The organism is Winogradskyella ursingii, from assembly GCF_013403975.1.
Taxonomy (GTDB): domain Bacteria; phylum Bacteroidota; class Bacteroidia; order Flavobacteriales; family Flavobacteriaceae; genus Winogradskyella; species Winogradskyella ursingii.
In genome coordinates this window covers 79,691-105,756 of the sequence record NZ_JABFDH010000002.1, presented here as the reverse complement: position 1 = coordinate 105,756, position 26,066 = coordinate 79,691, and the positions used below count along the sequence as shown (strand labels likewise).

Sequence of the window (26,066 nt, the reverse complement as noted above, 5' to 3'; positions counted from 1 at the left end):
ATGGCAACAGTAATTAGAACACTCACTATTTTTCTTGTACTCGCAGTATCCAAAGGATTTGCGCAAGATTTTCAAGGTGTTGCAACCTATAGAACACAGAGAAGTATCAATATAAAGATGGACAGTACAAAGGTTAATTCCGACATGCAAGCCCAAATATTGGCACAAATGAAAAAGCAATTTCAGAAAACCTTTAAACTTACATTTAATAAAAGTGAGTCAATTTATAAAGAAGAAGAAAGCCTCGATACACCACAAGTTGGTGGCGGAAACTTTCAAATGGTCATGGTTGGTTCTGGTGGAGGTAATGATGTACTTTATAAAAACACCAAAGATCAAACTTTTACGAATCAACAGGATGCCATGGGCAAGATCTTTCTCATCAAAGATGATATTGAAAAAATCGATTGGAAATTAGAAGCGGACACTAAATATATAGGAGAGTACCAGTGCTATAAAGCTACCTATACTAAACAAGTGGAAGTTTTCAATGATTCAGGCTTCAGTAGCTCTAATGATAAAAAAGAAGTTGATAAAGAGCCGGAAATGCAAGATCACATAATTACAGCATGGTATGCGCCACAGATTCCTATCAATAACGGGCCTGCTAAGTATCAAGGTTTACCTGGTTTAATATTAGAAGTGCATGATGGGAAGTTAACAATTATGTGTAGTCAAATTGTGTTGAATCCAGAAGAAAAAGTTAAAATCGAAGCACCTACTAAAGGAAAGGAAGTGAACCAACAAAAATTTGATGAGATTATGGATAAAAAGGCCAAAGAGATGATGGAGCGTTATGCACCTAAAAATGGTAGAAAAGGCGAATCGATAGAAATAAGAATTGGTGGGTAATCGTTTTTTAGTTTAAGGCACCAATTGTGACAATGTTAATTTATTGATAAACAAAGCAAGTGTTGTTTAACATAACAGTATATTCGTTAAACAAAACAACATAGGTTTATCATGAAATCAATCTTAACTAAATTAGTGGTGCTAACATTTACTTTGATAGTGCCAAAGACCATAGTCTTCAACGAAACAAACCAAGGGTTCCAAGGAGTCGCTTATTATTATTCGAAATCAACGATGGAATTGGGAAATTGGGGAGCAAGGCTAAGCGAAGAGCAAAAAAAGCAAGTTGCAGCTCGATTAAAAAATAGACTGGAAAAAAAATATGTATTAACCTTTAATAAAGAGGAATCATATTTTGAAGAGGAAGATAAGCTCGATGCCATGTCTGGAGCAACCGATTCTTGGGGCAAAAATTTTACACCTGGCAACCAATACAAAAATTTAACAACGAATACACAAATTCAAAACCAAGAGTTTTATGGTAAGAATTTTTTAGTAAAAGATAAGTTGCAGCCAATTGAGTGGAAAATGGGATCAGAAAGTAAACAGGTAGGAAGTTATACCTGCTTTAAAGCTACAGCGTCCATACCCAAATCTGATTTGCAATGGTACAATTTTTCATGGGACAGTGTAAGAAATGACGAGAACGAAGACGATGAACCAATTGAAATGACCGAGGTTGAGGCTTGGTATACACCGCAAATTCCCGTGGGCCATGGACCATCAGAATATTGGGGTCTTCCAGGATTGATTTTAGAAATAAGTGCAGACAATACTACGGTGCTTTGTTCTAAAATTGTACTGAACCCTAAAGAAAAAACTGAAATTGAAGCACCAAGAAAAGGTGAAGAAATAACTAAGTCTAAATATCAGGAAACCATTAAAAGAAAAATGCAAGAATTTAGAAATAATAGAGGCGGGAGACGAGGTTAGATTTCTTTAACAAGAGTTTAACGTATCTAGGTTTAACTTTTATTGTTTTTTAGAGTCTAAAAGATGTCAATTATGCCGTCAGAGCAATTTAATTGATTTTAAAAAAAATAATTTAGACAGATTAAAATGAAGAATTTACCACTTAAAATTTCACTATTCGCACTTACTCTTTTTATCGGTTTCGGTGTATTTGCACAGGATTTTCAAGGAAAGGCCTATTACATGTCCAAAACTACTATGGATCTTGGAGAATGGGGAGGGCGCGAAATGACTCCTGAGCAAAAAAAGAGAATTGAAGCACGTATGAAGAATTTCCTGGAAAAAGAATACATACTTACCTTCAATAAAACAGAATCGATATACAAAGAGGATGAAAAGCTTGAAGCGCCAGGCGCAGGCGGAAGAGGTTTTGGAGGATTTGGAAGCAGCATGACTGGTGGTCCAAAATATAAAAACGTAAAGGAAAAAGAGGTTATCCAAGACCAAGAATTTTTCGGGAAACAATTTTTAATTAAAGACGAGCTTAAAGATCTCGAATGGAAAATGGGAACCGAAACCAAACAAATAGGTGCTTACACGTGTTTTAAAGCAACTGCAACCAAAGCAGTCGACGCTTTTGATTTTAGAAGTATGAGAAGACGCGGTGGTCGTGATAATAACGAAGAGACCAAAAAAGAAAAGGACTCAACTAAAAATGATAACGACCCAATGAGTGAGGTGGAAATTCCAAAAAGTATTGAAGTTATAGCATGGTACACACCTCAAATACCAATTAATCAAGGACCAGATGATTTTTGGGGATTACCAGGTTTAATTTTAGAAGTCAATGCGGACAGAACTACGATCTTATGTACAAAAATAGTCCTGAATCCCGAAGACAAAGAAAACATAGAAAAACCGGAAAAAGGTAAAGAAGTGACCCAGGCTGAGTATAATGACATTATTACGAAAAAAATGGAAGAGATGCGTGAGATGTATGGAGGAAGAAATAGAGGTCGCAGAAACTAAAACTATTAATTAGAAATACATAACCAATTAAATAAAATGGCTTTTCCAATAGAAGCCATTTTACTTACCAACCAAAAAAATCAAACTACACATGAAGAATTTACTAGTCCTGCTAGGTTTACTGGTAGCAAGCAGTTCCTTTGCTCAAATCAAAATGCAAGGAGTGGTGCGAGATAGCATCGGTACACCTTTGGAACTTGCTAATGTCATTGCAATAAATCAAGAATCCAATTCTTTAGAGTCGTATGCCATTACCAATAATCAAGGTAAATATGTTCTTTCTCTAGGTAAAAACGGTAAATATAAAATTCAGGTAAGTTATATAGGTCTCAAATCTATAGACGAAACTGTTACAACTTCAGAAGCTGATATCACTAAGGATTTTAAAATGCTTGAAGATAACATGTTGGATGCCGTGGAGCTTACCTACGAAATGCCTGTGACCATAAAAGGAGATACGCTCATTTATAATGCAGATTCCTTTAAAAATGGTACAGAACGAAAATTAGAAGATGTCCTCAAGAAATTGCCAGGAGTGGAAATCAATGCCGATGGACAAATCGAGGTCGAAGGCAAAGTGGTTAATAAACTTATGGTAAACGGAAAGGACTTTTTCGATGGGGATACTAAATTGGCCACAAAAAATATTCCGTCAAATGCGGTTGATAAAGTCGAAGTCTTAAGAAACTACGCGGAAGTAGGGCAGCTAGGTGGTGTTCAAAACAATCAAGATAATACGGCTATTAATATTAGATTAAAAGAGGGAAAAGAGAACTTTTGGTTTGGTAACGTCACAGCAGGTGGTGGTGTAGCACCTTCACCCAATGATGAGTTATATTTGGTGCAACCTAAACTGTTTTATTATAGTCCAAAATACAGTGTCAACGTAATCGGAGACTTAAACAATGTTGGAGAAGTAGCTTTAACAGGTAGAGATATCAGAAATTTTGGAGGTGGTTTTAGAAGACCTAGCAACAGTAGCGGCACAAGCATCAACTTAGGGGATAACGGTCTTGGTGGATTAACCAACCTTGGCAATGCTGAAGAAATTGAAGCAAAATTGGGCGCAATAAATTTTAGTTACGCACCAAACAAAGCATTGGATTTAAGCGGTTTTGCTATTTACAGTAGCAATAGGTTAAGAACAAGACAGGAAACGTTTGTGGAGTATACAGATTCTGATTTAGGAATCCCAGATGAACGAACGGTAGAAACTGGAAGAGAAGCTACAAATCAAGGGCTTTTAAAATTAAGCGCACAATACAAGCCAAACGTTAACAATCAATTGGATTATGATATTTTGGGTAGAATTTCGGACGATCAAGAAAGACAGGATTTATTCTCTAACGTCGTAGGTAGTATCAATCAGTTAGATGAAGCCAAACCATATAGCATCAACCAAAATCTAAATTATTATTATACACTAAACGCAACAAACATTTTTGCTTTTGAAGCTCAGCATCTAATCAAGGACGAAGACCCATTCTATAATGCGTTATTACCAAATGATCCAAATGCAGACACTGATGCCTTTGACAATACAGCTGAAAGTTTAGGCTTAAACCAAGACCAATTTGGATATAATCTTAACCAGGAAAGACGGATTAAATCTAATCAACTCGATGCTAAATTGGACTACTATAATATCTTGAATTCCAAAAGTAATATTAACTTGACTTTAGGAACTATTCTGAGTCGTCAAGAATTTAATTCTAATATTTTCCAGTTTCTGGATGATGGCTCATTTTTTGACCCAACGGCAAATTTGGAAGATGAAGATGGAAATTTATTGACCAATGAAAATGATACAGAATACAATTTCAGCGATGTTTATTTAGGAGTACATTATAGGTTCAAAACTGGTAAATTCACCATTACACCAGGGTTTTCGCTTCATGCCTACGGTAACAAGAACACGCAGTTTGGTGAAACGTTTGAGGATAACTTCTTTAGAATTTTACCAGATTTTGAAACACGTATCGATTTTAAGAAAAGTGAAAACCTAACATTTAGGTATAATATGAGAAATGCTTTTACGGACGTTACGAATCTGGCAGAAGGGCTGGTTTTAAATAACTATAATAGCATTGCTTATGGTGAGCCAGGATTACAAAACTCTTTATCGCACAATTTACAGTTGCGCTACTTTAGTTTCAACCTATTTAATTATACAAATGTGGTTGCTATTCTTAATTACAATAAAAATATTGATCAGATAAGATCTCTTACCAATTTTGACAACGTAATTAGAACGAGCACTTTTTTCAACTCTAATTTTGCAGACGAAAGCTTCACCGCTTTTGGTCGTGTAGAACGCACGTTTGGAAAAATAAGAGCTCGATTGGGAACTAGATTTAGTTATAATAAAAACAATCAATTTATACAAGATAGACGTTCTGTCAACGAGAGCTTTTCACAAACATATACGCCAGAATTGCGAACTAATTTTAGGGAAGCACCCAATGTGAGTCTCAGATATGCTTATACAGTAAACGATAATAGTCAAGGAAATAACGATACGCAATTTGTTACCCAAACACCTACTATAGAATTTGATGCTTATATCTGGAAGGCATTGACTTTTAGAACAGATTATTCATATACAAGGCAGAGTAGTGATATTAGCCCAACAGAATCATTTCAGAATTGGGATGCAAGCCTTTCTTATCGAAAAGATAAAGATGCCAAATGGGAATATGAGATTAGAGCTTCAAACTTATTGGATATAGATTCTCGGGTGAGTAATGGCTCTAATAACATTTCAGTATTTAGCTCAGAAACTTTTATACAGCCAAGGTTTGTAACATTAAGAGTTATTTATACCTTGTAAATTATCCTTTTTCCGAAACGAAGACCCATTGATGTTTTTTCAATGGGTTTTTTCATATTAATATATCTTAATTTCAAAGAAAATTGTAATTTAATAACCTAAACCAATTAAAAATGAAAAGACACTTATTTGTAACTATTGCCGCATTCTTTATAAGCTTCAATGGCTTAATAGCACAAGAAAACAACGTTATTGTAGAAGCTATTGTTAAAGAAGCCAACGAAAATTCCCATCTAGAAAAATTAGCACACGAAATGCTCGATGTGATCGGACCACGACTGGTCGGGACGCCACAGATGCAAAAAGCTCACGATTGGGCTGTAGCTAAATACGAATCTTGGGGAATCGACGCTCGAAAGGAAAAATGGGGAGAATGGCGCGGTTGGGAACGTGGTATTACACATATAGATATGCTAACGCCACGAGTGCAAACATTACAAGGTATGCAGTTGGCATGGAATCCAAGCACATCGGAAAAAGGCGTAACAGGTGAAGTGATTACATTACCAAAAAATATAAAAGATTCTTTGGATTTTCAAAAGTGGTTGCCTAACGTCAAAGGAAAATTTGTCCTGATTGCAATGAATCAACCAACGGGCCGTCCAGACTACAACTGGGAAGAATTTGCTACTGAAGAATCATTCAAAAAAATGAAAGATGAAAGAGATGCCCAATCTCAAGAGTGGCGAGCAAATATTGGTCGGTCTGGGTATAATTCTCGTTCAATAATTCCTGTGTTAGAAGAAGCTGGTGCGGTAGGTATAGTTGACTCTTATTGGTCCAGAGGTTTTGGTGTAAGCAAAATATTTAGTGCACGTACAAAAGAAATACCTACTGTAGATCTAGAATTAGAAGACTATACCATGCTTTATAGATTAGCAGAATATGGAGATAAACCAACAATAAGAATAGTAGCACAATCAAAGGAATTAGGAAGGGTACCAACTTTTAACACCATAGCAGAGATAAAAGGCTCAGAAAAACCAGAAGAATACATAATTCTTTCTGCACATTTTGATTCTTGGGATGGCGCAACAGGCGCTACGGATAACGGTACAGGTACATTGGTAATGATGGAAGCCATGCGGATTCTAAAAAAATTATATCCGAATCCTAAACGAACTATTTTAGTAGGTCATTGGGGAAGTGAGGAGCAAGGTTTAAATGGGTCGAGGGCTTTTGTAGAAGATCACCCGGAAATTGTAGAGAATGTACAGGCATTGTTTAATCAGGATAATGGAACGGGTCGTGTAGTTAATATTTCCGGAGCAGGATTTTTACATGCTTATGATTATTTATCGCGCTGGTTATATGCAGTACCAAGGGATATTACCCAACATATTGAAACTAATTTTCCTGGCAATCCAAGTGGTGGTGGATCAGATAATGCATCTTTTGTGGCTGCAGGAGCTCCAGCAATTAATCTAAGCGCATTAAATTGGTCGTATTGGAATTATACATGGCACACTAACAGGGATACATACGATAAAATTGTTTTTGATGACGTTAGAAACAACGCCATCCTAACTGCAATTTTAACTTATATGGCATCCGAGGATGATGAAAAAACATCAAGAGAAAAGATTGTGCTTCCTGTGAATCCCAGAACTGGTGAACAACGTACATGGCCTGAGCCACGTTCGCCACAACGTGATGGTGGTAGAAATTAAACAAAGAAAGCCTTTTCAAAATTCTGAAAAGGCTTTTTTTTATTTTAACAGTTAACAGTTAACAGTTATATCTCAAAAGCAGCTTTTACTTTATCAACATAATCTAATTTTTCCCAAGTAAATAATTCTACATCCATAGTTGCTGGTTCACCATACGGCTGTTCAAAGGTTTTGGAAACCGTTTCATTTTTTCGTCCCATGTGACCATAAGCCGCAGTCTCACTATACATTGGTTGACGGAGTTTTAAACGGCTCTCTATTGCAGCTGGTCGCATATCAAAAAGTTCAGTAACTTTTTTAGCGATTTCACCATCCGTAAGATTAAATGGGCATGTACCGTAGGTGTCAATAAAAATACCCATAGGTTCAACCACACCAATAGCATAAGATACTTGTACTAAGATTTCTTCACAAAGTCCTGCTGCTACTAAATTTTTTGCGATATGGCGCGTAGCATATGCACCACTTCTATCTACTTTACTTGGATCCTTTCCCGAAAATGCACCACCACCATGAGCACCTTTACCTCCATATGTATCAACAATTATTTTTCGACCTGTCAAACCTGTATCTCCATGAGGTCCACCAATAACAAACTTTCCTGTAGGATTGATATGATATTTGATGTCATCGGTAAAAAGAGGTTGAATGTGCTCAGGTAACTTGGCAACTACTCGTGGAATTAATATTTCAATTATATCTTTCCTTATTCTTGAAAGCATTACGTCGTCATCCTTATCAAAATCATCGTGTTGTGTCGATACCACAATAGAATCTATGCGCTGAGGTACATTGTCATCACTGTATTCTATCGTCACCTGGCTTTTAGAATCTGGTCTTAAGTAGGTTATATTTTTGTTTTCTCTTCTTAACTCCGCTAACTCCTTTAAAATGGTATGCGAAATATCAAGAGCAAGCGGCATATAATTATCCGTTTCATTAGTGGCATACCCAAACATCATACCTTGGTCACCTGCACCTTGTTCTTCTTTCGAAGCACGGTCCACACCACGATTAATATCTTCAGATTGTTCATGGATGGCTGAAATTACGCCACATGAATTACCATCAAACATATAAGCGCTTTTGGTATACCCAATCTTATTTATTGTATCTCTTGCGATTTTTTGCACATCGAGATAAGTTTTGGATTTTACCTCTCCTGCCAAAACTACTTGCCCTGTAGTTACCAAAGTTTCACAAGCTACTTTAGACTCTGGGTCAAAAGCTAAAAAGTTATCAATAAGTGCATCACTAATTTGGTCTGCGACTTTATCTGGGTGACCTTCAGAAACACTCTCTGAAGTAAATAAATAAGCCATATACGCTTTTTTTTTAATTATTTGATATTGAAAAAAAATGAGATTGCTTCGGTCGCTAGAGGAGTAGAATACTTACTGCTTTAGCATTTTTTTATCCCAAACTCGATTTGGAATATGCTTTCCGATTTACGTCAAGCAGAGAGGTTGCAATCAGACAAATTTTTCCTCTTAATTTTAATCTGGGCAAAAGTACAGATTAAAATTTAAGATAAAAATTTTTAAGGTGTTAAGTAAAACCAAAAACTTTCTATGAGGTTATATTTCAGTGAAATAAGTATATGGGCAAGACCTGGTTTTAAGGTTGATTAAATATTTGATTAAAAAGGCATCAATAATTTGTCAAAGTCATAAAATATGTAAAAATTTTGAAAATTATTTTGAATTTCAATTTTAATAACGCAATATTTGTATTCACAAAGTTCAAAAACTTACTGAAAAGGAAAACTTTTAGAGAAAAAGTTCAAGGCGCAATGTATTTTAAAAACGCAGTTTACTCTTGTAAATGAGGATTTTAAAATTTTGAAGCAACGAAGAAATTTGAATTTAAAATTTTCCGTAAATGTTATCAAGAAAGGTGGAGGGATTAGACCCGCTGAAGCCTTAGCAACCCTTAGACTTACTGAGAAGGTGCTAAATTCTACTTGAAGCTGCGAATCATTTCTCGCAATTCTAGATAGATAACTCAAGACTAATCACCCATCTGTGATTAGCATTTTCTTATAACATTTTTCTATTAGGTACGCTTCAGACGAGGCTTATTTGGCTTTTGGTTTAATTTATTTTAACTCAAAAAACTAGAAAAATGAGTACACAAAAATTTGCAACAAAAGCGTTGCACGCAGGACATGATGTCACAACAAATGGCGGAACTAGAGCAGTTCCTATTTATCAATCAACAGCATACGTATTTAACAATACAGACCATGCTGCCAATCTTTTTGCTTTAGCAGAACCTGGTAATATTTATACCAGAATCAACAATCCCACAAACGATATTTTAGAACAGCGTTTAGCTGCTTTAGAAGGAGGTATAGCTGCTGTTGTTACAGCTTCTGGCACCTCTGCAATCGCTACAACATTACTTACATTGTTACGAGCGGGAGATCATATCGTGGCTTCAAGCAGTCTCTATGGTGGAACATACAATTTGTTAAGTGTAACTTTACCAAGACATGGCATTACAACGACTTTCGTTGACCCTTCCAACCCTGAAAATTTTAAAGAAGCAGCACAAGAGAATACCAGAGCTTTTTTTATTGAATCCCTTGGAAATCCAAAATTGGATGTATTGGATATTGAGGCCATTTCAAAACATTCAAAAGCGCACAAAGTACCGCTAATTGTGGATAATACTGTGGCAACGCCATATTTATTAAATCCAATAGAATATGGTGCAAACCTCGTCATTCATTCATTAACCAAATACATTAATGGTAATGGTACAGCTTTGGGTGGAGCAATTATAGACGCTGGAACCTTTGATTGGACTAATGGAAAATTCCCAGAATTCACGGAACCTTCAGCAGGTTATCACGGCTTAGTTTATAGTGAAGCTTTGGAAGAAGCTGCATTTATAGCAAAAGTGAGGATTGAAGGTTTACGGGACTATGGAGGTGCATTGAGTCCATTTAATGCATTTCAAATTATCCAAGGTTTGGAAACTTTAGAACTTCGAATTAAAAAGCATAGTGAAAATGCACTCGAGTTGGCAAAATGGCTGCAGCAACAAGATGAAGTGGCTTGGGTTAATTATCCAGGATTGGATTCAAGTGACTATAAGGATTTAGCTGATAAATATCTACCTCAAGGTCAGAGTGGTATCGTAACTTTTGGTTTAGAAGGGGGTTTTGAAGCGGCTAAAAAAGTAACGGACTCTACTAAACTGTTTTCGCTTCTAGCGAATATTGGAGACACAAAATCACTCATCATTCACCCAGCAAGTACAACACATCAACAACTAAGTGACGAAGCTCAAGAGAGCACAGGTGTTACTAAAGACTTAGTAAGATTGTCTGTTGGGATTGAAAATGTAGATGACCTCAAAGCCGATTTAAAAGAGGCTTTTGCTACAGTAAACCAAACAAAAAAAGTTCAAAATTAAATTGTATTAGTGTTGTTAAAGTAAATAGGTGCCTTTAATTATAAAGGCATCTATTTAAACATTTTTTTATGCACTTCAATTTAAACATTAAGGATGAGTGATTTAAAATATATAGATATTCCAAATTTCAATATTGAAAACAATAAGACAATTGATATAAAGTTGTCTTACCAAACTTTTGGCAAACCATTATATGAAGCGCCAATTGTTTTGGTAAACCATGCGTTGACAGGAAATAGTAATGTATGTGGCAATAACGGTTGGTGGAGCGATTTAATCGGTATGAATAAATGTATTGACACCAACAATTATACAGTGTTGGCATTTAATGTACCAGGGAATAAATACGATGTTTTAGAAGAAAACAACATCGAAAATTATAAAGATTTCACTGCTCGTACAATTGCCGAAATTTTTTCAGAAGGACTTAAAGCATTAGAAATAGATAAACTTTTTGCAGTTATCGGAGGCTCAGTTGGTGGTGGAATTGCTTGGGAATTGTCAGCATTGCGACCAAAGTTGATTGAAAATTTAATTCCTGTTGCAACCGATTGGAAGTCCACGGATTGGGTGATTGCAAATTGCCATATTCAAGATAGTATTCTCAATAATTCAAAGAATCCTTTATTTGATGCGCGTTTGCATGCTATGACTTTATATAGAACACCGGAATCTTTCACCTTCAAATTTAATAGAACCGAAAAAGAAAAAGGATTTTATAATGTAGAAAGTTGGTTGAGCCATCACGGAAATTTCATGAATAAAAGATTTCAACTTTCAGCATACAAACTCATGAATCAGATTTTAAGGACTATTGATATTACCCAAGGAAATGAAACTAATTTTTTGAAAGTGGCTTCAAAAATCGAATCCAATATTCATCTCATCACTATAAAATCAGATTTATTATTTAAGACTGAAGAGCATTGGGATACTTACGTGCAACTAAAATCAGTAAAGCAAAATGTTACTATGGGAGAGATCAAATCCATTCATGGACATGATGCATTTTTAATTGAATACAAGCAACTCATAAAATTATTGCGTCCCATATTTGACATAAAAAAAACTAAAAATGAAAACAATCAATTTAGTCATATTCGGGATTGGTAATGTAGGTTCTACATTACTCAATCAAATCAATTCAACACAAACCAAGCTTAAAAAACAGCAGGATATTGACCTTCGTGTACCCATAATCGCCAATTCGCAATTAGCACTGTTTGCTGAAAATGGAAAGGGTAATTGGAAAGCAGATTTCGACAAATTTTCTGTGCCTTACAAACTTGAAGATATTTTAAGCTATGTTGAAAATCAAAAACTTAAAAATTTAATTGCCATAGATGTTACGGCAAGTGAAGGTTTCGTTCAGAATTACAATAGGTTAATAGCCTCTGGGTTTCATCTAATTTCAGCTAATAAAGTAGCAAATACTTTAGACATTGAATTTTACGAATCACTCAGGAAAACTTTGAAACAATTCAACAAACAATTTTTGTATGAAACTAATGTGGGAGCCGGTTTGCCAGTTATTGAAACCGTTAGAAATTTGCATAATTCAGGTGAAGGTATCACTAAAATTAAAGGTGTGTTTTCGGGTTCTTTGAGTTATATTTTCAATCGATTTTCGGAGGAAGATGAAGATTTTTCAAATATTTTGAATGCAGCTGCCAACGAAGGATTAACAGAGCCAGATTCCAGAGACGATTTATCAGGAAAGGATGTTGCAAGGAAGTTATTGATACTTGCTAGAGAGCTAGGTTTAAAGCAGGAATTGAAAGATGTAAAAATCCAGTCTTTAGTGCCAAAACAACTGAATGGGAAAACCACCTTAAGCCAATTCAACAAACGAATCACAGAGTTGAACCCAGCTTTTCAAAAAAGTAAAAATCAACAGCCAAAATCATCCGTATTAAGGTATGTTGGCGAATTGGATACAATCACGAACACACTCGATGTCAAATTGGTTTCAGAGCCCAAAGCATCACCGTTAGGTCAACTTAAGGGTGCAGATACCTTATTTGAGGTTTATACGGAGTCATATAAAGAACGGCCATTGGTTATTCAGGGTGCAGGTGCCGGAAAAGCAGTGACCGCAAGAGGTGTCTTGAGCGATATTATTAAAATTTCAGCGCAACTCAATTAATATGGCGGAGCAACATCCAGAAACCATAGCGATTAGGACACAAATTGAGCGCTCTCAGTTCTTGGAGCATTCCAATCCGTTATATCTCACTTCAAGCTATGTCTTTGAAGATGCTGAGGATATGAGAGCTTCGTTCGCAGACGAAAAAGACCGCAACATTTATAGTCGTTACTCTAATCCAAACTCATCAGAATTTGTAGATAAGGTTTGCCAAATGGAAGGTGCAGAACGTGGTTATTCATTTGCATCAGGTATGTCTGCAGTGTTTTCAACATTATCAGCTTTGCTCGATGCTGGTGATCATATCATTTCGTCACAAAGCGTTTTTGGGTCCACACAATCCTTATATAATAATGTGTTTCCAAAATGGAATATTGATGTCAGCTATTTTCAGGTAAATGAACTCGATAAAATGGAAAGCTTAATTCAGCCGAATACAAAAATCATTTTTGCCGAGAGTCCCACCAATCCAGCTGTTGATATTTTGGATTTAGAACTGTTGGGTAATATTGCCAAAAAACATGGCATTTTACTGCTTATAGACAATTGTTTTGCCACACCATATTTGCAACAGCCGATAAAATATGGAGCGGATTTAGTCATCCATTCCGCAACAAAATTAATGGACGGCCAAGGCCGTGTTTTAGGTGGAGTTACAGTTGGTAGAGAGGATTTGATTGAAAAAATTTATAGATTTTCAAGAATTACAGGGCCAGCTTTATCACCTTTCAACGCATGGGTACTATCCAAAAGTTTGGAAACGCTACCAGTAAGAGTCGATAGACATTGCGAAAACGCATTAAAAATAGCGCAATTTCTGGAAAGTCACGAGAAGGTAAATTTGGTAAAATACCCATTTTTAAAATCCCATCCACAATACAAATTGGCGAAAAAGCAAATGAAATTAGGGGGAAGTATTGTCGCTTTCGAAGTCAAAGGAGGTATTAAAGCAGGCCGAAAATTTCTTAATAGTATCCAACTGCTTTCGCTTTCCGCAAACTTGGGTGATACCAGAACAATTGTAACGCATCCAGCATCCACCACACATGCAAAACTTACCGAAGAAGACAGATTGCTAACGGGAATTACGGGAGGTTTAGTAAGAGTTTCCGTTGGATTGGAACACACAGACGATATTATTAAAGATTTAAAGCAAGCCTTGGAATCTTAGTTTTTTGTCATTCCTGCGAAGGCAGGAATCCATAGAAATCCTATTGAGAACATTTAAAAAAATATGGTAAACATTAAAGAAGAAATAAAAAAACGAATTCTAGTCTTGGACGGAGCGATGGGCACCATGCTACAACGCTATAATTTTTCCGAAGAAGATTTTAGAGGAAAACGTTTTAAGGATTACCCAACGTCATTAAAAGGGAACAATGATTTGTTATCCTTAACCCAACCTCAAGCCATTGCAGATATCCACAGAAAATATTTTGAAGCTGGAGCAGACATCGTCGAAACCAATACGTTTTCAGGGACTACAATAGCCATGGCAGATTATAATATAGAGGAGTTGGTATATGAATTGAATTATGAATCGGCACAAATTGCCAAAAAAGTAGCCGAAGAATTCACAAATAAAAATTCAGAAAAACCAAGATTCGTGGCAGGCAGTATTGGACCAACCAACAAAACAGCAAGCATGTCTCCAGACGTTAATAAACCAGAATATAGAGCTGTTACATTTGAAGAATTAAGGGTCGCATACAAGCAGCAAGTTGAAGCATTAATTGATGGTGGAGTAGATGTCCTATTAGTCGAAACCATTTTTGATACGCTCAACGCTAAAGCCGCTTTATTCGGTATAGAAGAAGTAAAAGAAGAACGCCAAATTGATATTCCGATCATGGTGTCAGGTACGATTACAGATGCTTCGGGTAGAACGTTATCTGGTCAAACGGTTGAAGCATTTTTGATTTCAATTTCACATATTCCGTTGCTAAGTATTGGATTTAATTGCGCTTTGGGAGCAGAGCAGCTTAAACCTTATTTGCAAAGATTGTCCAACGAAACTCAATTTTACACATCCGCACATCCCAATGCAGGACTGCCAAATGCTTTTGGCGAGTATGATCAATCCGCAAAACAAATGAAAGTCTTAATTGAAGATTATTTAAAAGAGGGATTAATAAACATTATAGGAGGGTGTTGCGGTACTAATCCAGAACACATCAAGGCGATTGCAGAAGTTGCAAAAAACTATAAGCCTAGATTGATAAAAGAATTTGCATAATGGCAGAGAGTGACTGTAAGAAATATTTAGCCCTTTCCGGATTAGAGCCTTTGGTGGTTACACCTGAAAGTAATTTTATAAATGTTGGTGAACGCACCAATGTTACAGGTTCAAGAAAATTTCTTCGCCTAATAAAAGAAGAAAAATATGACGAGGCTTTAGACGTAGCCAGAGACCAAGTTGAAGGTGGTGCACAGATTTTGGATGTCAATATGGACGAAGGTATGCTCGATGGTGAGTATGCTATGGTCAAGTTTTTAAACCTGATTGCGTCCGAACCTGACATTGCTAGAATTCCATTAATGATTGATAGTTCCAAATGGCACATTATTGAAGCCGGACTGCAAGTCGCTCAAGGAAAATGTGTGGTCAATTCAATAAGTTTAAAGGAAGGAGAAACCGAATTTAAACGACAAGCAAAACTTGTAAAACGTTACGGAGCTGCAGTAATTGTCATGGCCTTTGATGAGGTTGGGCAAGCTGACACGTACCAAAGACGTATCGATATTTGCAAACGCTCTTATGATATTTTGGTGAACGAAATTCACTTCCCACCTCAAGACATCATTTTCGATCCCAATATCTTTCCGGTTGCCACAGGAATGGATGAACATCGTTTAAACGCGCTGGACTTTTTTAAAGCCACCAAATGGATTCGAGAAAATTTACCGTATGCTAATGTCTCTGGAGGAGTGAGTAATGTATCGTTTTCGTTTCGAGGAAATACAGTCGTTCGCGAGGCTATTAATTCGGCATTCCTGTATCACGCTATCCAACACGGCATGAATCTGGGAATTGTTAATCCAACAATGTTAGAAGTTTACGATGAAATTCCAAAAGATTTATTAAAACATGTCGAGGACGTGTTATTGGATAAAAGTGATGATGCCACGGAACGCTTATTGGATTTTGCCGAAACTGTAAAAGGCGATAAAAAAGAGGATATCACAAAAGTTTTGGAATGGAGAGAAAAACCATTGCAGGAACGGATCACCCACAGTCTTGTAAAAGGTATCGATGCATTTATTATTGAAGATGTTGAAGAAGCAAGATTGGCTTCAAATAAACCAATTGAAGTGATTGAAGGCCATTTAATGATTGGAATGAATGTGGTTGGAGATTTATTTGGAAGTGGAAAAATGTTTTTGCCACAAGTAGTGAAATCTGCAAGAGTAATGAAAAAAGCAGTGGCATACTTGCAGCCATTTATTGAAGCAGAGAAAGATGGTAAGCAAGAATTTGCCGGAAAAATTTTAATGGCAACGGTAAAGGGAGATGTACACGACATTGGTAAAAATATAGTGAGTGTGGTTCTCGGTTGTAATAATTACGAAATTGTGGATTTAGGCGTAATGGTGCCACCTGAAAAAATAATACAAACTGCTGTTGAGGAAAAAGTGGATATTATCGGTTTGAGCGGATTAATTACACCGTCGCTTGACGAAATGGTGTACCTCTCAAAATCCATGGAAAAAGAAAACTTGGATATTCCATTGATTATTGGTGGAGCAACAACATCAAAGGCACATACCTCAGTAAAAATTGCACCGAATTATAACAATTCCGTTGTTCATATTAATGATGCATCGCGAGCTGTAACTGTGGTTGGCGAATTACTTAAAAAAGATAATAAGATTTATAAATCCCAAATTCGGGAAGAATACGATAAGTTTAGAGAACAGTTTTTAAAGCGTGGCAAACGAAAAGAATACCTTTCTATTGAAGATGCGCGAAAGAACAAGTTCAAGATAGATTGGAGGCATACAGAAATTGTAAAACCGAAGAAACTCGGTATTCAAGTTATAGAAGATTTTGATATTACAAAACTCGAAGATTTTATAGATTGGAGTCCATTTTTTAGAAGTTGGGATTTGCACGGTAAATTTCCAGATATACTGAAAGATGAAGTTGTTGGTAAACAAGCCACGGAATTATTCGAGGATGCAAAACAATTATTAAAACGAATTTTTGATGAAAAATTATTGAAAGCAAAGGCTGTTTTCGGTTTGTTTCCTGCAAATACTGTGCATGTTGATGATATTGAATTACTTGTCAATAATCGTCATGCTAAACTTGATTCAGCATCACACAGCGAGCTAGAGGATTACCAATCAACATTCAAATTCCTAACCCTTCGTCAACAATTGAAAAAGAGAGAAGGAAAACCAAATATAGCTTTAGCAGATTTTATAGCGCCAAAAGAATCAGGCATCAAAGATTACATCGGTTGTTTCTGTGTCACCACGGGATTCGGCACAGAAAAATTAGCAAAACAATTTGAAGCTGATAACGACGATTACAATTCTATATTGATTAAGGCATTAGCAGATAGATTAGCAGAAGCTTTCGCAGAGTATTTGCACAAAGAAGTTAGGACTAAACATTGGGCTTATGCTTCCGATGAAAATTTATCTAATGACGAATTAATAAAGGAAAGCTATAAAGGCATTAGGCCAGCTCCTGGCTATCCTGCTTGCCCAGACCATTTGGAGAAAAAAACTATTTGGAAAGTATTGAAAGTTGAAGAAAACATTGGAGTAAAATTAACAGAGAGTTTAGCCATGTGGCCAGCAGCAAGTGTCAGTGGATATTATTTTGGAAATCCCGAGGCCAAATATTTTGGATTGGGAAAAATTACCGAAGACCAATTAAAAGATTATGCCAAAAGAAGAAACATTAGTGAGGACGAAGCCAGAAAATGGTTAAGCCCAAATTTAGCGGATTAGTGCGTTAGGGATGGAAGCGGCATCCTTTTTTACGTCAGTTAGAGTGTCCCGACTTTTTTGTCGGGATGTATCGAGAACAAGTAAAAAAGATAAAGCGGACAGCCCGACCTTTAGGTAACGCCAAAAATAAAATAATAAAGAGATACCCACTTTCGTGGGCAATATTATGAAAGTAACGGACCACATAAAAAACGCCAACGGAAAAACACAATTTTCGTTTGAAATTCTACCACCTTTAAAAGGACAACATATTCAATCCATTTTTGACAATATTGATCCGTTGATGGAATTTAATCCACCTTTTATAGATGTGACGTATCATCGTGAAGAATACACCTATAAAGATGTTGGTAATGGTCTTTTAAAAAAGCAAATCGTAAAGAAACGACCAGGAACAGTTGGGATTTGTGCTGCAATTCAAAATAAATATAATGTTGATGCTATTCCGCATATTTTGTGTGGTGGTTTCACCAAAGAAGACACAGAAAATTTCTTGATCGATCTTGATTTTTTAGGTATTGAAAATGTGATGGCATTGCGTGGTGATGCGGTAAAGAACGAAACCTATTTCAAGCCAGAAAAAGAAGGGCACAATTTTGCCAGCGATTTAGTAAGCCAGATTACTGATCTCAACAAAGGATTGTATTTGGATGAAGAACTTCAGAATTGTTCAACTACCAATTTTTGTGTTGGTGTTGCTGCTTATCCCGAAAAGCATATGGAGGCACCAAGCTTAGAAAGCGATATTCATTTCCTGAAAAAAAAGATAAAAAACGGAGCGGAATATATAGTCACACAAATGTTTTTTGATAACCAGAAATTCTTTCAATTTGTGGATAAATGCAGGCAAGAGGGTATTACAGTGCCAATTATTCCTGGGTTAAAACCAATTGCTACAAAGAAACAACTGAATTTAATTCCGCATAGATTTCACGTCGACCTACCCGAAGATTTAATTACTGAAATAGTAAAGTGTAAGGATAACAAACAAGTACGACAAGTAGGTGTAGAATGGTGTGTGCAACAGTCCAAGGAATTGCAGAAAAAAGGCATCACGGTATTGCACTATTATTCTATGGGAAAAAGCGATAACGTGAGGGAAATTGCATCTCAGGTTTTTTAAAACATTTTAATAACATTTTGTTTGGGTTTTAATAACAATTTAACCGAGAATAGGATTTACCTTTGCAAAAAATTGAAAGGATATAGTCATGAAATTGATAAGAAAAAATAAAAAAGAAGCGCGTTTTATATTTCAGGTTATCATCTTAACTGTTGCTTCATTGCTGATTGCGACTTTTATCTGATAACGTATAGAAACATTAAAACAGAATTGTAATTTATCATTACTTTTGCCAGTAATCATTGTAGAATGAAATACTGGCTTTTTTATTTTGTTTATTGTGCTGGCTTAGTATCTTTTTCTCAAGACAAGCCGGTTTCAAACACCTATTTAGACATCAATAATTTTGGCGGAGCCATTGCGTTGCACAATAATGATATTCTTCATTTAATATCTGGTCGTCCTCAGGGGTTTATTTTAAGTTACAACAAAAAAACCTTTGGTAACGAGGCCTGGGAACAACGCTTTAACTATCCCGATTATGGGGCTTCGTTGATTTATCAAGATTTAAAAAATGAAACACTAGGTAATAATATTGGGTTGTACGCACACTACAATTTTTACTTTTTTAATCGCAATTTAATGTTGCGATTGGGTCAAGGATTAGCTTACAATAATAATCCCTACGACAAGTTTGAAAATCCTAAAAACATTGCCTTTGGCTCACATATTTTAAGTTCAACATATGTGATGCTAAATTATAAAAAAGAACGCATTTTTGACCATTTCGGATTTCAGGCAGGTTTGTCTCTAATCCATTATTCCAATGCCAATGTAAAGGCACCAAATACTAGTATTAATACCACGGCACTTAACGTGGGAATTACCTATAATTTGGATAATGAGGATGCTGAATATACCAAGAACCCAAAAGACAAAAAATTCACAGAACCCATAAAATATAATCTTGCTTTTAGAGGCGGAATTAACCAAAGTGACATCATTGGCAGCGGTCAGTTTCCGTTTTATATAATTTCTGCTTATGCAGATAAACGCTTGAGTCATACAAGTGCAATCCAATTTGGAGCAGATGTGTTTTTTTCCAAATTTTTGGAAGAGTTGATTTATTACCAATCAATTTCTTTTCCGGAGGAAAATGTAAGTGGAGATGAAGATTATAAACGCATTGGCTTGTTTGCAGGTCACGAACTGTTTATCAACAGAATGTCTATAGAGACCCAATTGGGATATTACATTTATTATCCATTTGATTTTGAAGGCAGGACTTACATTAGAATCGGTTTAAAACGGTATTTTGGAAAGAAGCTTTTTGGTGCCATTACCTTAAAGTCCCACGGAGCAAAAGCTGAAGCAGTTGAATTTGGAATTGGAGTGAGATTATAGTTATTTATGAAGGTTAAAGCATTATTAATGTTTTAAATATGAAAAAAACGATTTATATATTATTGTTATTAATCTTTGCCTGTAACAGCGAGGATGCTAACGATTGTTTTCAAACAGCAGGAGAAATTATTAAGAAAGAAGTTGAAGTCTCGGGTTTTGAAAGAATTCTTGTTAACCGTGACATCGAATTAATAATCAAAGAAGCGCCAGATTACAAGGTCACCATTGAAACCGGAAAAAATCTTTTAAACGATGTTGTTGTTGAGGTCATTGGCAACCGATTGCAATTAACAGACAACAATACCTGCAATTATGTAAGGGATTTCGGCATTACAAAAATTTATGTGGAATCACCGAATATCACGGAAATAAGAACATCGTCCCAATATGAAGTTTCATCAGATGGTCTTTTAAATTATTCTGAATTAAGTTTGGTTTCAGAAGATTTTTCTGAAAGCACAGAATTCACCGTCGGTGATTTTAGGTTAAATGTCAATTCTCAAAATTTAGATATCATTTCCAATAATATTTCATTCTTTTATTTAGAAGGACAAGTCGACCACCTTTTTGTCGGTTTCTTCTCTGGTACGGGACGGTTTGAAGGTAGGGATCTAGTGGCTCAAAATGTTGAAATTTCCCATCGTGGAAGTAACGATATGGTTGTAAACCCTCAACAATCATTAAAAGGTCAACTCAGAGGTACAGGAAATTTGATTTCGGTTAACCAACCACCAATTGTAGATGTTGAGCAAATTTATATTGGCAAGTTAATTTTTGAATAACGCGGTTGTATGACTGGTTGCGTTTTTAAATACGTAAAACCAAATAGAAAATCTGCGAAGATTCCCATAAGTAATGTAAAACCGGTAATTAAGTGTGTATTGGGTTATGTGTAGAGTTTTAATAATCAATAAAATCACTATCGTTTATATAAAATTCAAATTCTGCTAAATCAGTACTATTAGTTGCTGGCATATCAAAAATCACATGTTGCGCTTGTCCATCAGATGTTGTTCTAGTTAATTCTATTTGCCAACTTAAATTTTTGTCAATATGATAAATACGACTTATTCCAACTCCAGTTTCGGTTAAATTATCTACCACACGACTAAAAGGTTCACGTATTCTAATTGGTAAAAACTGAACATCAGAATCAAGAGTAAATTTCAGATTTACTGGAAAAAAAAATAAAACTTCGTAATTTATTTCATTATCTACTCCTAAAGTATCTAATTCAGTGCTAAGTTCTTGGTTTAAAAGCCCAAAGACATTATCATCAGTTAAACCAAAATAATTGTCATAATCAAAATCGACTTCCAATTGATATCTGTCTCCTTGACCACTTGTAGTAAACGCAAAATCAAAAAAACCAGCTGAATCTGTTGTTGATGAATCTACATATTGAATAAAATCAATGTTCGGTGCTGAACCGAATCCAGGTGTTAAATTGTATTCACCTATTCTTAATTTATGATTTGTTAGAGGTAATTCATTTTGACTATCATACATTCGACCATAAACCCTCGTTTCGATTCCGCTTGGTTCAAATATATCTTCACAAGATGATAACACCAACATCAATAACAATAGTAATGAGAAGTCAAATCTTATTTTCATAGCACAACTCTTTTTTATATTAGATGTTGATTGTCGCAATTGGTTGCGTTAAGCTAACCACTATTGCGATAATGAACCTTTTTTTAATTCGAAGGGTTAAGATGTACTGGTCAATTCCCTAAACAAACTTTCCAGACTCGTATTTTTCTGATTCAGCTGAAGAATTTTCAGTTTATTATCGTGTGCAAAATCAAATACATGTGAGCGCATGTCGTCTTTGGTAGAGAATGTAATTTCGTAAATAAAATCGTGAGTATTTTTTACTGAAGTTACATTGGGTAATTTTAACAGGAAAACATCTTCGACCCGGTAATCAAATTCCACAATCACTATTTGCTCTTGGCCTTTACGTAAGTCCTTTAAATACTTATCCGCAACAATCTCTCCTTTATTGATAATGATTACGCGATCGCACATCGCCTCGACTTCCTGCATAATGTGTGTAGATAGAAAGACGGTTTTTTCCTTGCCTATAGATTTTATCAAATTTCTAATTTCAACTAGTTGGTTAGGATCCAAACCTGTAGTGGGTTCGTCTAAAATTAAAACATCAGGGTTGTGTAAGAGTGCATTTGCTAATCCCACGCGCTGTCTGTAACCTTTAGATAGCTGTTCAATTTTTTTGTGCGCTTCCGGACTCAATCCAGTTAATTCAATAACTTCATTTATTCTAGATTTTGAAGTGCCATAAACATTGGCATTGAAATTCAAATATTCCTTTACGTACAACTCGGTGTAAAGTGGATTTTGTTCCGGCAAATACCCAACGCTGCTTTGGACCTTCTTTTTTTCGTCAGTAACGTCATATCCATTAACATTCGCAGAGCCTGCGGAAGCTTCGATATAAGTGGTAAGGATTTTCATCATGGTAGATTTACCAGCACCGTTTGGCCCCAAAAAACCAACAATTTCAGCATCCTTCACTTTAAAAGATACATTATCAAGCGCCTTTTGATCTTTATACTGTTTTGTTACGTTTTGGACTTCAATTGACATATTGGATGAAATTTATTCAAAAATAGCTATTATATAATTTTGATGGTACATTTATACATATACTTTAAAATTAAACGATAATCTTAAAAAAGTATTTCAACAATTTTAATTTGTAAAAATATTAGTTACATTAGCCAAATAATTAAAAATGAACATATCTAAAGCATATTACAACTGGTTTTATTTCTTTTTCAGCAAAGGGAACGAGGCTTAGTATGTTTTATTTAAAATATATAATTTATAAAAGTCTCGATTTAATCGGGACTTTTTCTTTTTAACCATATTTGGTTAAAGAGTCCCGAACTCGTTTAAGAGCATATAAAAAATTAAAAACTTGAAAAAACCAATTGCCATACAAGGGATCAAAGGCTCGTTTCATCACGAAGTGGTACAGAGCTATTTTAATCTTGACACAGATGTGGTAGAGTGTATGACATTTGATAGCGCTGTGGATGCTCTATTGGCAGAAGAAACTGAACATGTGGTAATGGCGTTAGAGAATTCTATTGCTGGTTCTATCATTCCAAATTATGCCTTAATCGATGTACATAATTTAAAAATTGTTGGTGAGTATTATCTTGATATTCAGCATAATTTATTGGCTTTACATGGACAGGCGATTAAGGATATTCAAGAGGTACATTCGCATCCTATGGCATTGTTGCAGTGCAAGGTGTTTTTTAGAAATTATCCACACATTAAACTGGTTGAAGCTAAGGATACGGCCGACGTGGCCAAACAAATTTCTAATAGAAGTTTAAAAGGTATTGCGGCAATTGCCAGTAAAAATGCGGCCAATTTATATGGTTTAGAGATTTTGGCAGAACGTATTCAAACCATAAACCACAACGAAACAAGATTTGTAATCGTTAAGCAAGAAAAATTTGAAACAGAAAAAAAAGTAATTAATAAAGCATCGATAAAGTTTGAGTTGGATCACAAACGTGGTAGCTTAGCTACTATACTTAATGTTATGAGCGATTGTAAACTTAACCTAACCAAAATACAATCCTTACCAAAAATAGAAACCCCTTGGAAGTATGCCTTTTTTGTCGATGTAACTTTTGAAGCATATAAGAATTATGAGAAATCCATTTCGATAATGCAACTTATGGCAGAGAATTTTAAAGTGTTAGGTGAATATAAAAATGCAAGATCATGATTAAAGTCGCTAACCGTCTAAAAAGTGTAGAAGAATATTACTTCTCTAAAAAACTTAGAGAAGTTGCTTTTCTGATTTCGCAAGGAAAGCCAATTATTAATTTGGGCATTGGAAGTCCAGATTTAGCGCCCTCCAACAGTTCCATCAACGCACTTAGTGATAGTCTTAAAGATTCTAATGCTCATAAATACCAGAGCTATCAAGGTTTGCCTGAGCTGAGGAAGGCAATTGCTGGCTTCTATAAACAGCATTACAGTGTTAATTTAAGTGCCAAAACAGAAGTGTTGCCATTAATGGGTAGTAAAGAAGGGATCATGCATATTTCCATGGCTTTTTTAAATAAAGGTGATGAGGTTCTAGTACCCAATCCAGGTTATCCTACCTATGCAGCCGTAACAAAATTGTTAGAAGCCAAACCTGTTCTTTACGATTTAACCGAAAAAAATAATTGGGAACCTGATTTTGTAGCGTTAGAACGTATGGACTTGAAGAAAGTAAAAATCATGTGGATCAATTATCCTCATATGCCAACCGGAGCAAAAGCTACCAATAAGTTTTACGACGATGTAATTGCCTTTGGAAAACGCCACAATATTTTAATTGTAAATGATAATCCTTACAGTTTTGTGCTCAATGATAGACCTATTAGCATTATGCGATATAGAAATGCAAAAGATGTTTGTTTGGAACTTAATTCTTTAAGTAAAACATTTAATATGGCAGGTTGGAGAGTTGGTATGTTGGTAGGTAATTATGATTATTTAACTGCAGTACTAAAAGTAAAGAGTAACATGGATTCTGGGATGTTTTACGGTATTCAGAAAGGTGCTGTAGAAGCGCTGAAAAGTTCCGACATGTGGTTTTTAAGTCTAAATAGCGTCTACCAAGAACGAAGAAAACTCATTTGGAAATTGGCTACGGCCCTCAATTGTACTTATGATAAATATGCAATAGGCTTGTTTGTCTGGGCAAAATTACCTCCTCATATTAAGTCTGAAGAATTTACGGATTTAGTATTAAAAGAACACTCTATTTTCATTGCACCAGGAACAGTATTTGGGAGCAATGGTGAAGGTTATGTGAGATTTTCGCTTTGTGCATCAGAATCTACAATAAATGAAGCTATAGCAAGAGTATGACACAAATATTCATCATAGGAACAGGTCTAATTGGAGGAAGCTTTGCGCTGGATATCAAAAAATTAAATCCAAATGCAACAATTTATGGTATTGATAATAATGAAGCACATTTAGATGAAGCTATAGAATTAGGGATTATTGACGAAAAAGCTACACTAAAAGATTTAAAAAGAGCTGAATTAGTGATTTTGGCCATACCTGTAGATGCCACACTAAAAGTTTTGCCTGAGGTTTTAAATCATATTGCTGATGAAGCCGTGGTATTTGATGCAGGTTCAACAAAAGAAGATATTTGTGCTATAGTTAAAAATCACCCAAAACGAAGAAATTATTTGGCAGCACATCCCATTGCCGGAACGGAATATTCTGGTCCGAGTGCAGCTATAACTGGACTTTATGAAAACAAAACCAATATTATTTGCGAAGTTGAAGAAACGGCATTTAAGCTTCAAGAGAAAGTATTGAAGTTGTTTTCAGATTTAGGTATGCGCATAAGATACATGAACCCAAAGGCACACGATAAGCATATTGCCTATGTGTCACATTTATCGCATATCAGCTCATTTATGTTGGGGAAAACCGTAATTGAAAAGGAAAAAAACGAGCGCGATATTTTCGATATGGCTGGTAGCGGCTTTGAAAGTACTGTTCGTTTGGCAAAAAGTTCTCCAGCAATGTGGACCCCAATTTTTCAACAAAACAAAACTAATGTCATCGAAACTTTAGATGAATACATTAACAATTTGAAGCATTTTAAAAAATTAATGGAACAAGAGAACTTTGGGGCTGTTTACAAGGAGATGGAAACAACCAATCATATAAAAGATATATTAAACGGAATAAAATAAAATTGATAAAGAG

At 35.5% G+C, this 26,066-nt stretch carries 20 protein-coding genes and 1 riboswitch; of the genes, 17 read left to right on the top strand and 3 right to left on the bottom strand.

Translation table 11 applies throughout. From position 1 onward, the window contains the following. The 5 genes from HM983_RS04280 to HM983_RS04260 all read left to right on the top strand — a co-directional run bounded on the left by HM983_RS04280 (position 1) and on the right by HM983_RS04260 (position 7,293). Positions 1-852: a GLPGLI family protein gene (locus tag HM983_RS04280; protein ID WP_179344170.1), complete on the top strand. Its 852-nt coding sequence runs from the start codon at positions 1-3 to the stop codon at positions 850-852. 111 nt (positions 853-963) lie between these two features. After that, a complete protein-coding gene (locus HM983_RS04275; protein ID WP_179344169.1) occupies positions 964-1,785 on the top strand; it encodes a GLPGLI family protein in 822 nt (273 codons plus the stop codon). A 126-nt stretch (positions 1,786-1,911) separates the two neighbouring features. Next, entirely contained in the window at positions 1,912-2,793 is an 882-nt protein-coding gene (locus tag HM983_RS04270; protein WP_179344168.1) for a GLPGLI family protein, read from the top strand. Positions 2,794-2,884: 91 nt separating this feature from the next. Next, positions 2,885-5,623 carry a TonB-dependent receptor gene (locus tag HM983_RS04265; RefSeq protein WP_179344167.1) on the top strand — a complete coding sequence of 913 codons (2,739 nt, stop codon included), beginning with the start codon at positions 2,885-2,887 and terminating at the stop codon, positions 5,621-5,623. 113 nt (positions 5,624-5,736) lie between these two features. Further along, positions 5,737-7,293, top strand: coding sequence for a M20/M25/M40 family metallo-hydrolase (locus HM983_RS04260; RefSeq protein ID WP_179344166.1), 1,557 nt, complete (start codon positions 5,737-5,739; stop codon positions 7,291-7,293). 65 nt (positions 7,294-7,358) lie between these two features. Here HM983_RS04260 and metK read toward each other — a convergent pair whose 3' ends face one another. Then, the gene (metK, locus tag HM983_RS04255) at positions 7,359-8,615 is read right to left on the bottom strand and encodes a methionine adenosyltransferase (RefSeq protein WP_179344165.1); all 1,257 of its coding nucleotides are present in this window, start codon (positions 8,613-8,615) and stop codon (positions 7,359-7,361) included. Positions 8,616-9,174: 559 nt separating this feature from the next. Beyond that, positions 9,175-9,299, top strand: a riboswitch (SAM riboswitch). A 118-nt stretch (positions 9,300-9,417) separates the two neighbouring features. Between metK and HM983_RS04250 the strand changes: the two genes are divergently transcribed. The 9 genes from HM983_RS04250 to HM983_RS04215 all read left to right on the top strand — a co-directional run bounded on the left by HM983_RS04250 (position 9,418) and on the right by HM983_RS04215 (position 21,073). Beyond that, positions 9,418-10,716: an O-acetylhomoserine aminocarboxypropyltransferase/cysteine synthase family protein gene (locus tag HM983_RS04250; protein WP_179344164.1), complete on the top strand. Its 1,299-nt coding sequence runs from the start codon at positions 9,418-9,420 to the stop codon at positions 10,714-10,716. 93 nt (positions 10,717-10,809) lie between these two features. Continuing rightward, on the top strand, positions 10,810-11,829 hold the full coding sequence (locus HM983_RS15840; protein WP_246277456.1) for an alpha/beta fold hydrolase: 1,020 nt from the start codon (positions 10,810-10,812) through the stop codon (positions 11,827-11,829). Further along, positions 11,792-12,862: a homoserine dehydrogenase family protein gene (locus tag HM983_RS15835; protein ID WP_246277455.1), complete on the top strand. Its 1,071-nt coding sequence runs from the start codon at positions 11,792-11,794 to the stop codon at positions 12,860-12,862. The genes HM983_RS15840 and HM983_RS15835 overlap by 38 nt, the downstream gene beginning before the upstream one ends. A gap of 1 nt (position 12,863) precedes the next feature. Continuing rightward, a complete protein-coding gene (locus tag HM983_RS04240; RefSeq protein WP_179344163.1) occupies positions 12,864-14,033 on the top strand; it encodes a trans-sulfuration enzyme family protein in 1,170 nt (389 codons plus the stop codon). A 63-nt stretch (positions 14,034-14,096) separates the two neighbouring features. After that, on the top strand, positions 14,097-15,098 hold the full coding sequence (locus HM983_RS04235) for a homocysteine S-methyltransferase family protein (protein WP_179344162.1): 1,002 nt from the start codon (positions 14,097-14,099) through the stop codon (positions 15,096-15,098). Further along, positions 15,098-17,824: a methionine synthase gene (metH, locus tag HM983_RS04230; protein WP_179344161.1), complete on the top strand. Its 2,727-nt coding sequence runs from the start codon at positions 15,098-15,100 to the stop codon at positions 17,822-17,824. Before HM983_RS04235 ends, metH begins: the two co-directional genes overlap by 1 nt. A gap of 166 nt (positions 17,825-17,990) precedes the next feature. Then, positions 17,991-18,947 (top strand): methylenetetrahydrofolate reductase [NAD(P)H], encoded by a 957-nt coding sequence (gene metF, locus HM983_RS04225; RefSeq protein ID WP_179344160.1) that lies wholly within the window; start codon positions 17,991-17,993, stop codon positions 18,945-18,947. Between the two features lie 249 nt (positions 18,948-19,196). Next, positions 19,197-20,291 (top strand): acyloxyacyl hydrolase, encoded by a 1,095-nt coding sequence (locus HM983_RS04220; RefSeq protein WP_179344159.1) that lies wholly within the window; start codon positions 19,197-19,199, stop codon positions 20,289-20,291. 38 nt (positions 20,292-20,329) lie between these two features. Beyond that, positions 20,330-21,073: a head GIN domain-containing protein gene (locus tag HM983_RS04215; protein ID WP_179344158.1), complete on the top strand. Its 744-nt coding sequence runs from the start codon at positions 20,330-20,332 to the stop codon at positions 21,071-21,073. A 118-nt stretch (positions 21,074-21,191) separates the two neighbouring features. Here the strand turns inward: HM983_RS04215 and HM983_RS04210 are convergent, their stop codons facing one another. Together HM983_RS04210 and gldA are read right to left on the bottom strand one after the other, a co-directional pair. Next, the gene (locus HM983_RS04210) at positions 21,192-21,908 is read right to left on the bottom strand and encodes a hypothetical protein (RefSeq protein WP_179344157.1); all 717 of its coding nucleotides are present in this window, start codon (positions 21,906-21,908) and stop codon (positions 21,192-21,194) included. A gap of 96 nt (positions 21,909-22,004) precedes the next feature. Continuing rightward, on the bottom strand, positions 22,005-22,904 hold the full coding sequence (gldA, locus tag HM983_RS04205; RefSeq protein ID WP_179344156.1) for a gliding motility-associated ABC transporter ATP-binding subunit GldA: 900 nt from the start codon (positions 22,902-22,904) through the stop codon (positions 22,005-22,007). Between the two features lie 334 nt (positions 22,905-23,238). On the opposite strand from gldA, the gene HM983_RS04200 reads away from it, so the two are divergent. The 3 genes from HM983_RS04200 to HM983_RS04190 are packed head-to-tail and all read left to right on the top strand — an operon-like array spanning position 23,239 to position 26,053. After that, positions 23,239-24,066 (top strand): prephenate dehydratase, encoded by an 828-nt coding sequence (locus tag HM983_RS04200; protein WP_179344155.1) that lies wholly within the window; start codon positions 23,239-23,241, stop codon positions 24,064-24,066. Further along, positions 24,063-25,205 (top strand): pyridoxal phosphate-dependent aminotransferase, encoded by a 1,143-nt coding sequence (locus HM983_RS04195; protein WP_179344154.1) that lies wholly within the window; start codon positions 24,063-24,065, stop codon positions 25,203-25,205. The genes HM983_RS04200 and HM983_RS04195 overlap by 4 nt, the downstream gene beginning before the upstream one ends. Continuing rightward, a complete protein-coding gene (locus HM983_RS04190; RefSeq protein WP_179344153.1) occupies positions 25,202-26,053 on the top strand; it encodes a prephenate dehydrogenase in 852 nt (283 codons plus the stop codon). The genes HM983_RS04195 and HM983_RS04190 overlap by 4 nt, the downstream gene beginning before the upstream one ends. Positions 26,054-26,066: the final 13 nt, after the last annotated feature.

Bases quoted from the DNA above. Each gene is read 5' to 3' on its own strand.
- HM983_RS04280 (WP_179344170.1), top strand. From the start codon at position 1: ATGGCAACAGTAATTAGAACACTCACTATTTTTCTTGTACTCGCAGTA.
- HM983_RS04275 (WP_179344169.1), top strand. From the start codon at position 964: ATGAAATCAATCTTAACTAAATTAGTGGTGCTAACATTTACTTTGATA.
- HM983_RS04270 (WP_179344168.1), top strand. From the start codon at position 1,912: ATGAAGAATTTACCACTTAAAATTTCACTATTCGCACTTACTCTTTTT.
- HM983_RS04265 (WP_179344167.1), top strand. From the start codon at position 2,885: ATGAAGAATTTACTAGTCCTGCTAGGTTTACTGGTAGCAAGCAGTTCC.
- HM983_RS04260 (WP_179344166.1), top strand. From the start codon at position 5,737: ATGAAAAGACACTTATTTGTAACTATTGCCGCATTCTTTATAAGCTTC.
- metK (WP_179344165.1), bottom strand. From the start codon at position 8,615: ATGGCTTATTTATTTACTTCAGAGAGTGTTTCTGAAGGTCACCCAGAT.
- HM983_RS04250 (WP_179344164.1), top strand. From the start codon at position 9,418: ATGAGTACACAAAAATTTGCAACAAAAGCGTTGCACGCAGGACATGAT.
- HM983_RS15840 (WP_246277456.1), top strand. From the start codon at position 10,810: ATGAGTGATTTAAAATATATAGATATTCCAAATTTCAATATTGAAAAC.
- HM983_RS15835 (WP_246277455.1), top strand. From the start codon at position 11,792: ATGAAAACAATCAATTTAGTCATATTCGGGATTGGTAATGTAGGTTCT.
- HM983_RS04240 (WP_179344163.1), top strand. From the start codon at position 12,864: ATGGCGGAGCAACATCCAGAAACCATAGCGATTAGGACACAAATTGAG.
- HM983_RS04235 (WP_179344162.1), top strand. From the start codon at position 14,097: ATGGTAAACATTAAAGAAGAAATAAAAAAACGAATTCTAGTCTTGGAC.
- metH (WP_179344161.1), top strand. From the start codon at position 15,098: ATGGCAGAGAGTGACTGTAAGAAATATTTAGCCCTTTCCGGATTAGAG.
- metF (WP_179344160.1), top strand. From the start codon at position 17,991: ATGAAAGTAACGGACCACATAAAAAACGCCAACGGAAAAACACAATTT.
- HM983_RS04220 (WP_179344159.1), top strand. From the start codon at position 19,197: ATGAAATACTGGCTTTTTTATTTTGTTTATTGTGCTGGCTTAGTATCT.
- HM983_RS04215 (WP_179344158.1), top strand. From the start codon at position 20,330: ATGAAAAAAACGATTTATATATTATTGTTATTAATCTTTGCCTGTAAC.
- HM983_RS04210 (WP_179344157.1), bottom strand. From the start codon at position 21,908: ATGAAAATAAGATTTGACTTCTCATTACTATTGTTATTGATGTTGGTG.
- gldA (WP_179344156.1), bottom strand. From the start codon at position 22,904: ATGTCAATTGAAGTCCAAAACGTAACAAAACAGTATAAAGATCAAAAG.
- HM983_RS04195 (WP_179344154.1), top strand. From the start codon at position 24,063: ATGATTAAAGTCGCTAACCGTCTAAAAAGTGTAGAAGAATATTACTTC.
- HM983_RS04190 (WP_179344153.1), top strand. From the start codon at position 25,202: ATGACACAAATATTCATCATAGGAACAGGTCTAATTGGAGGAAGCTTT.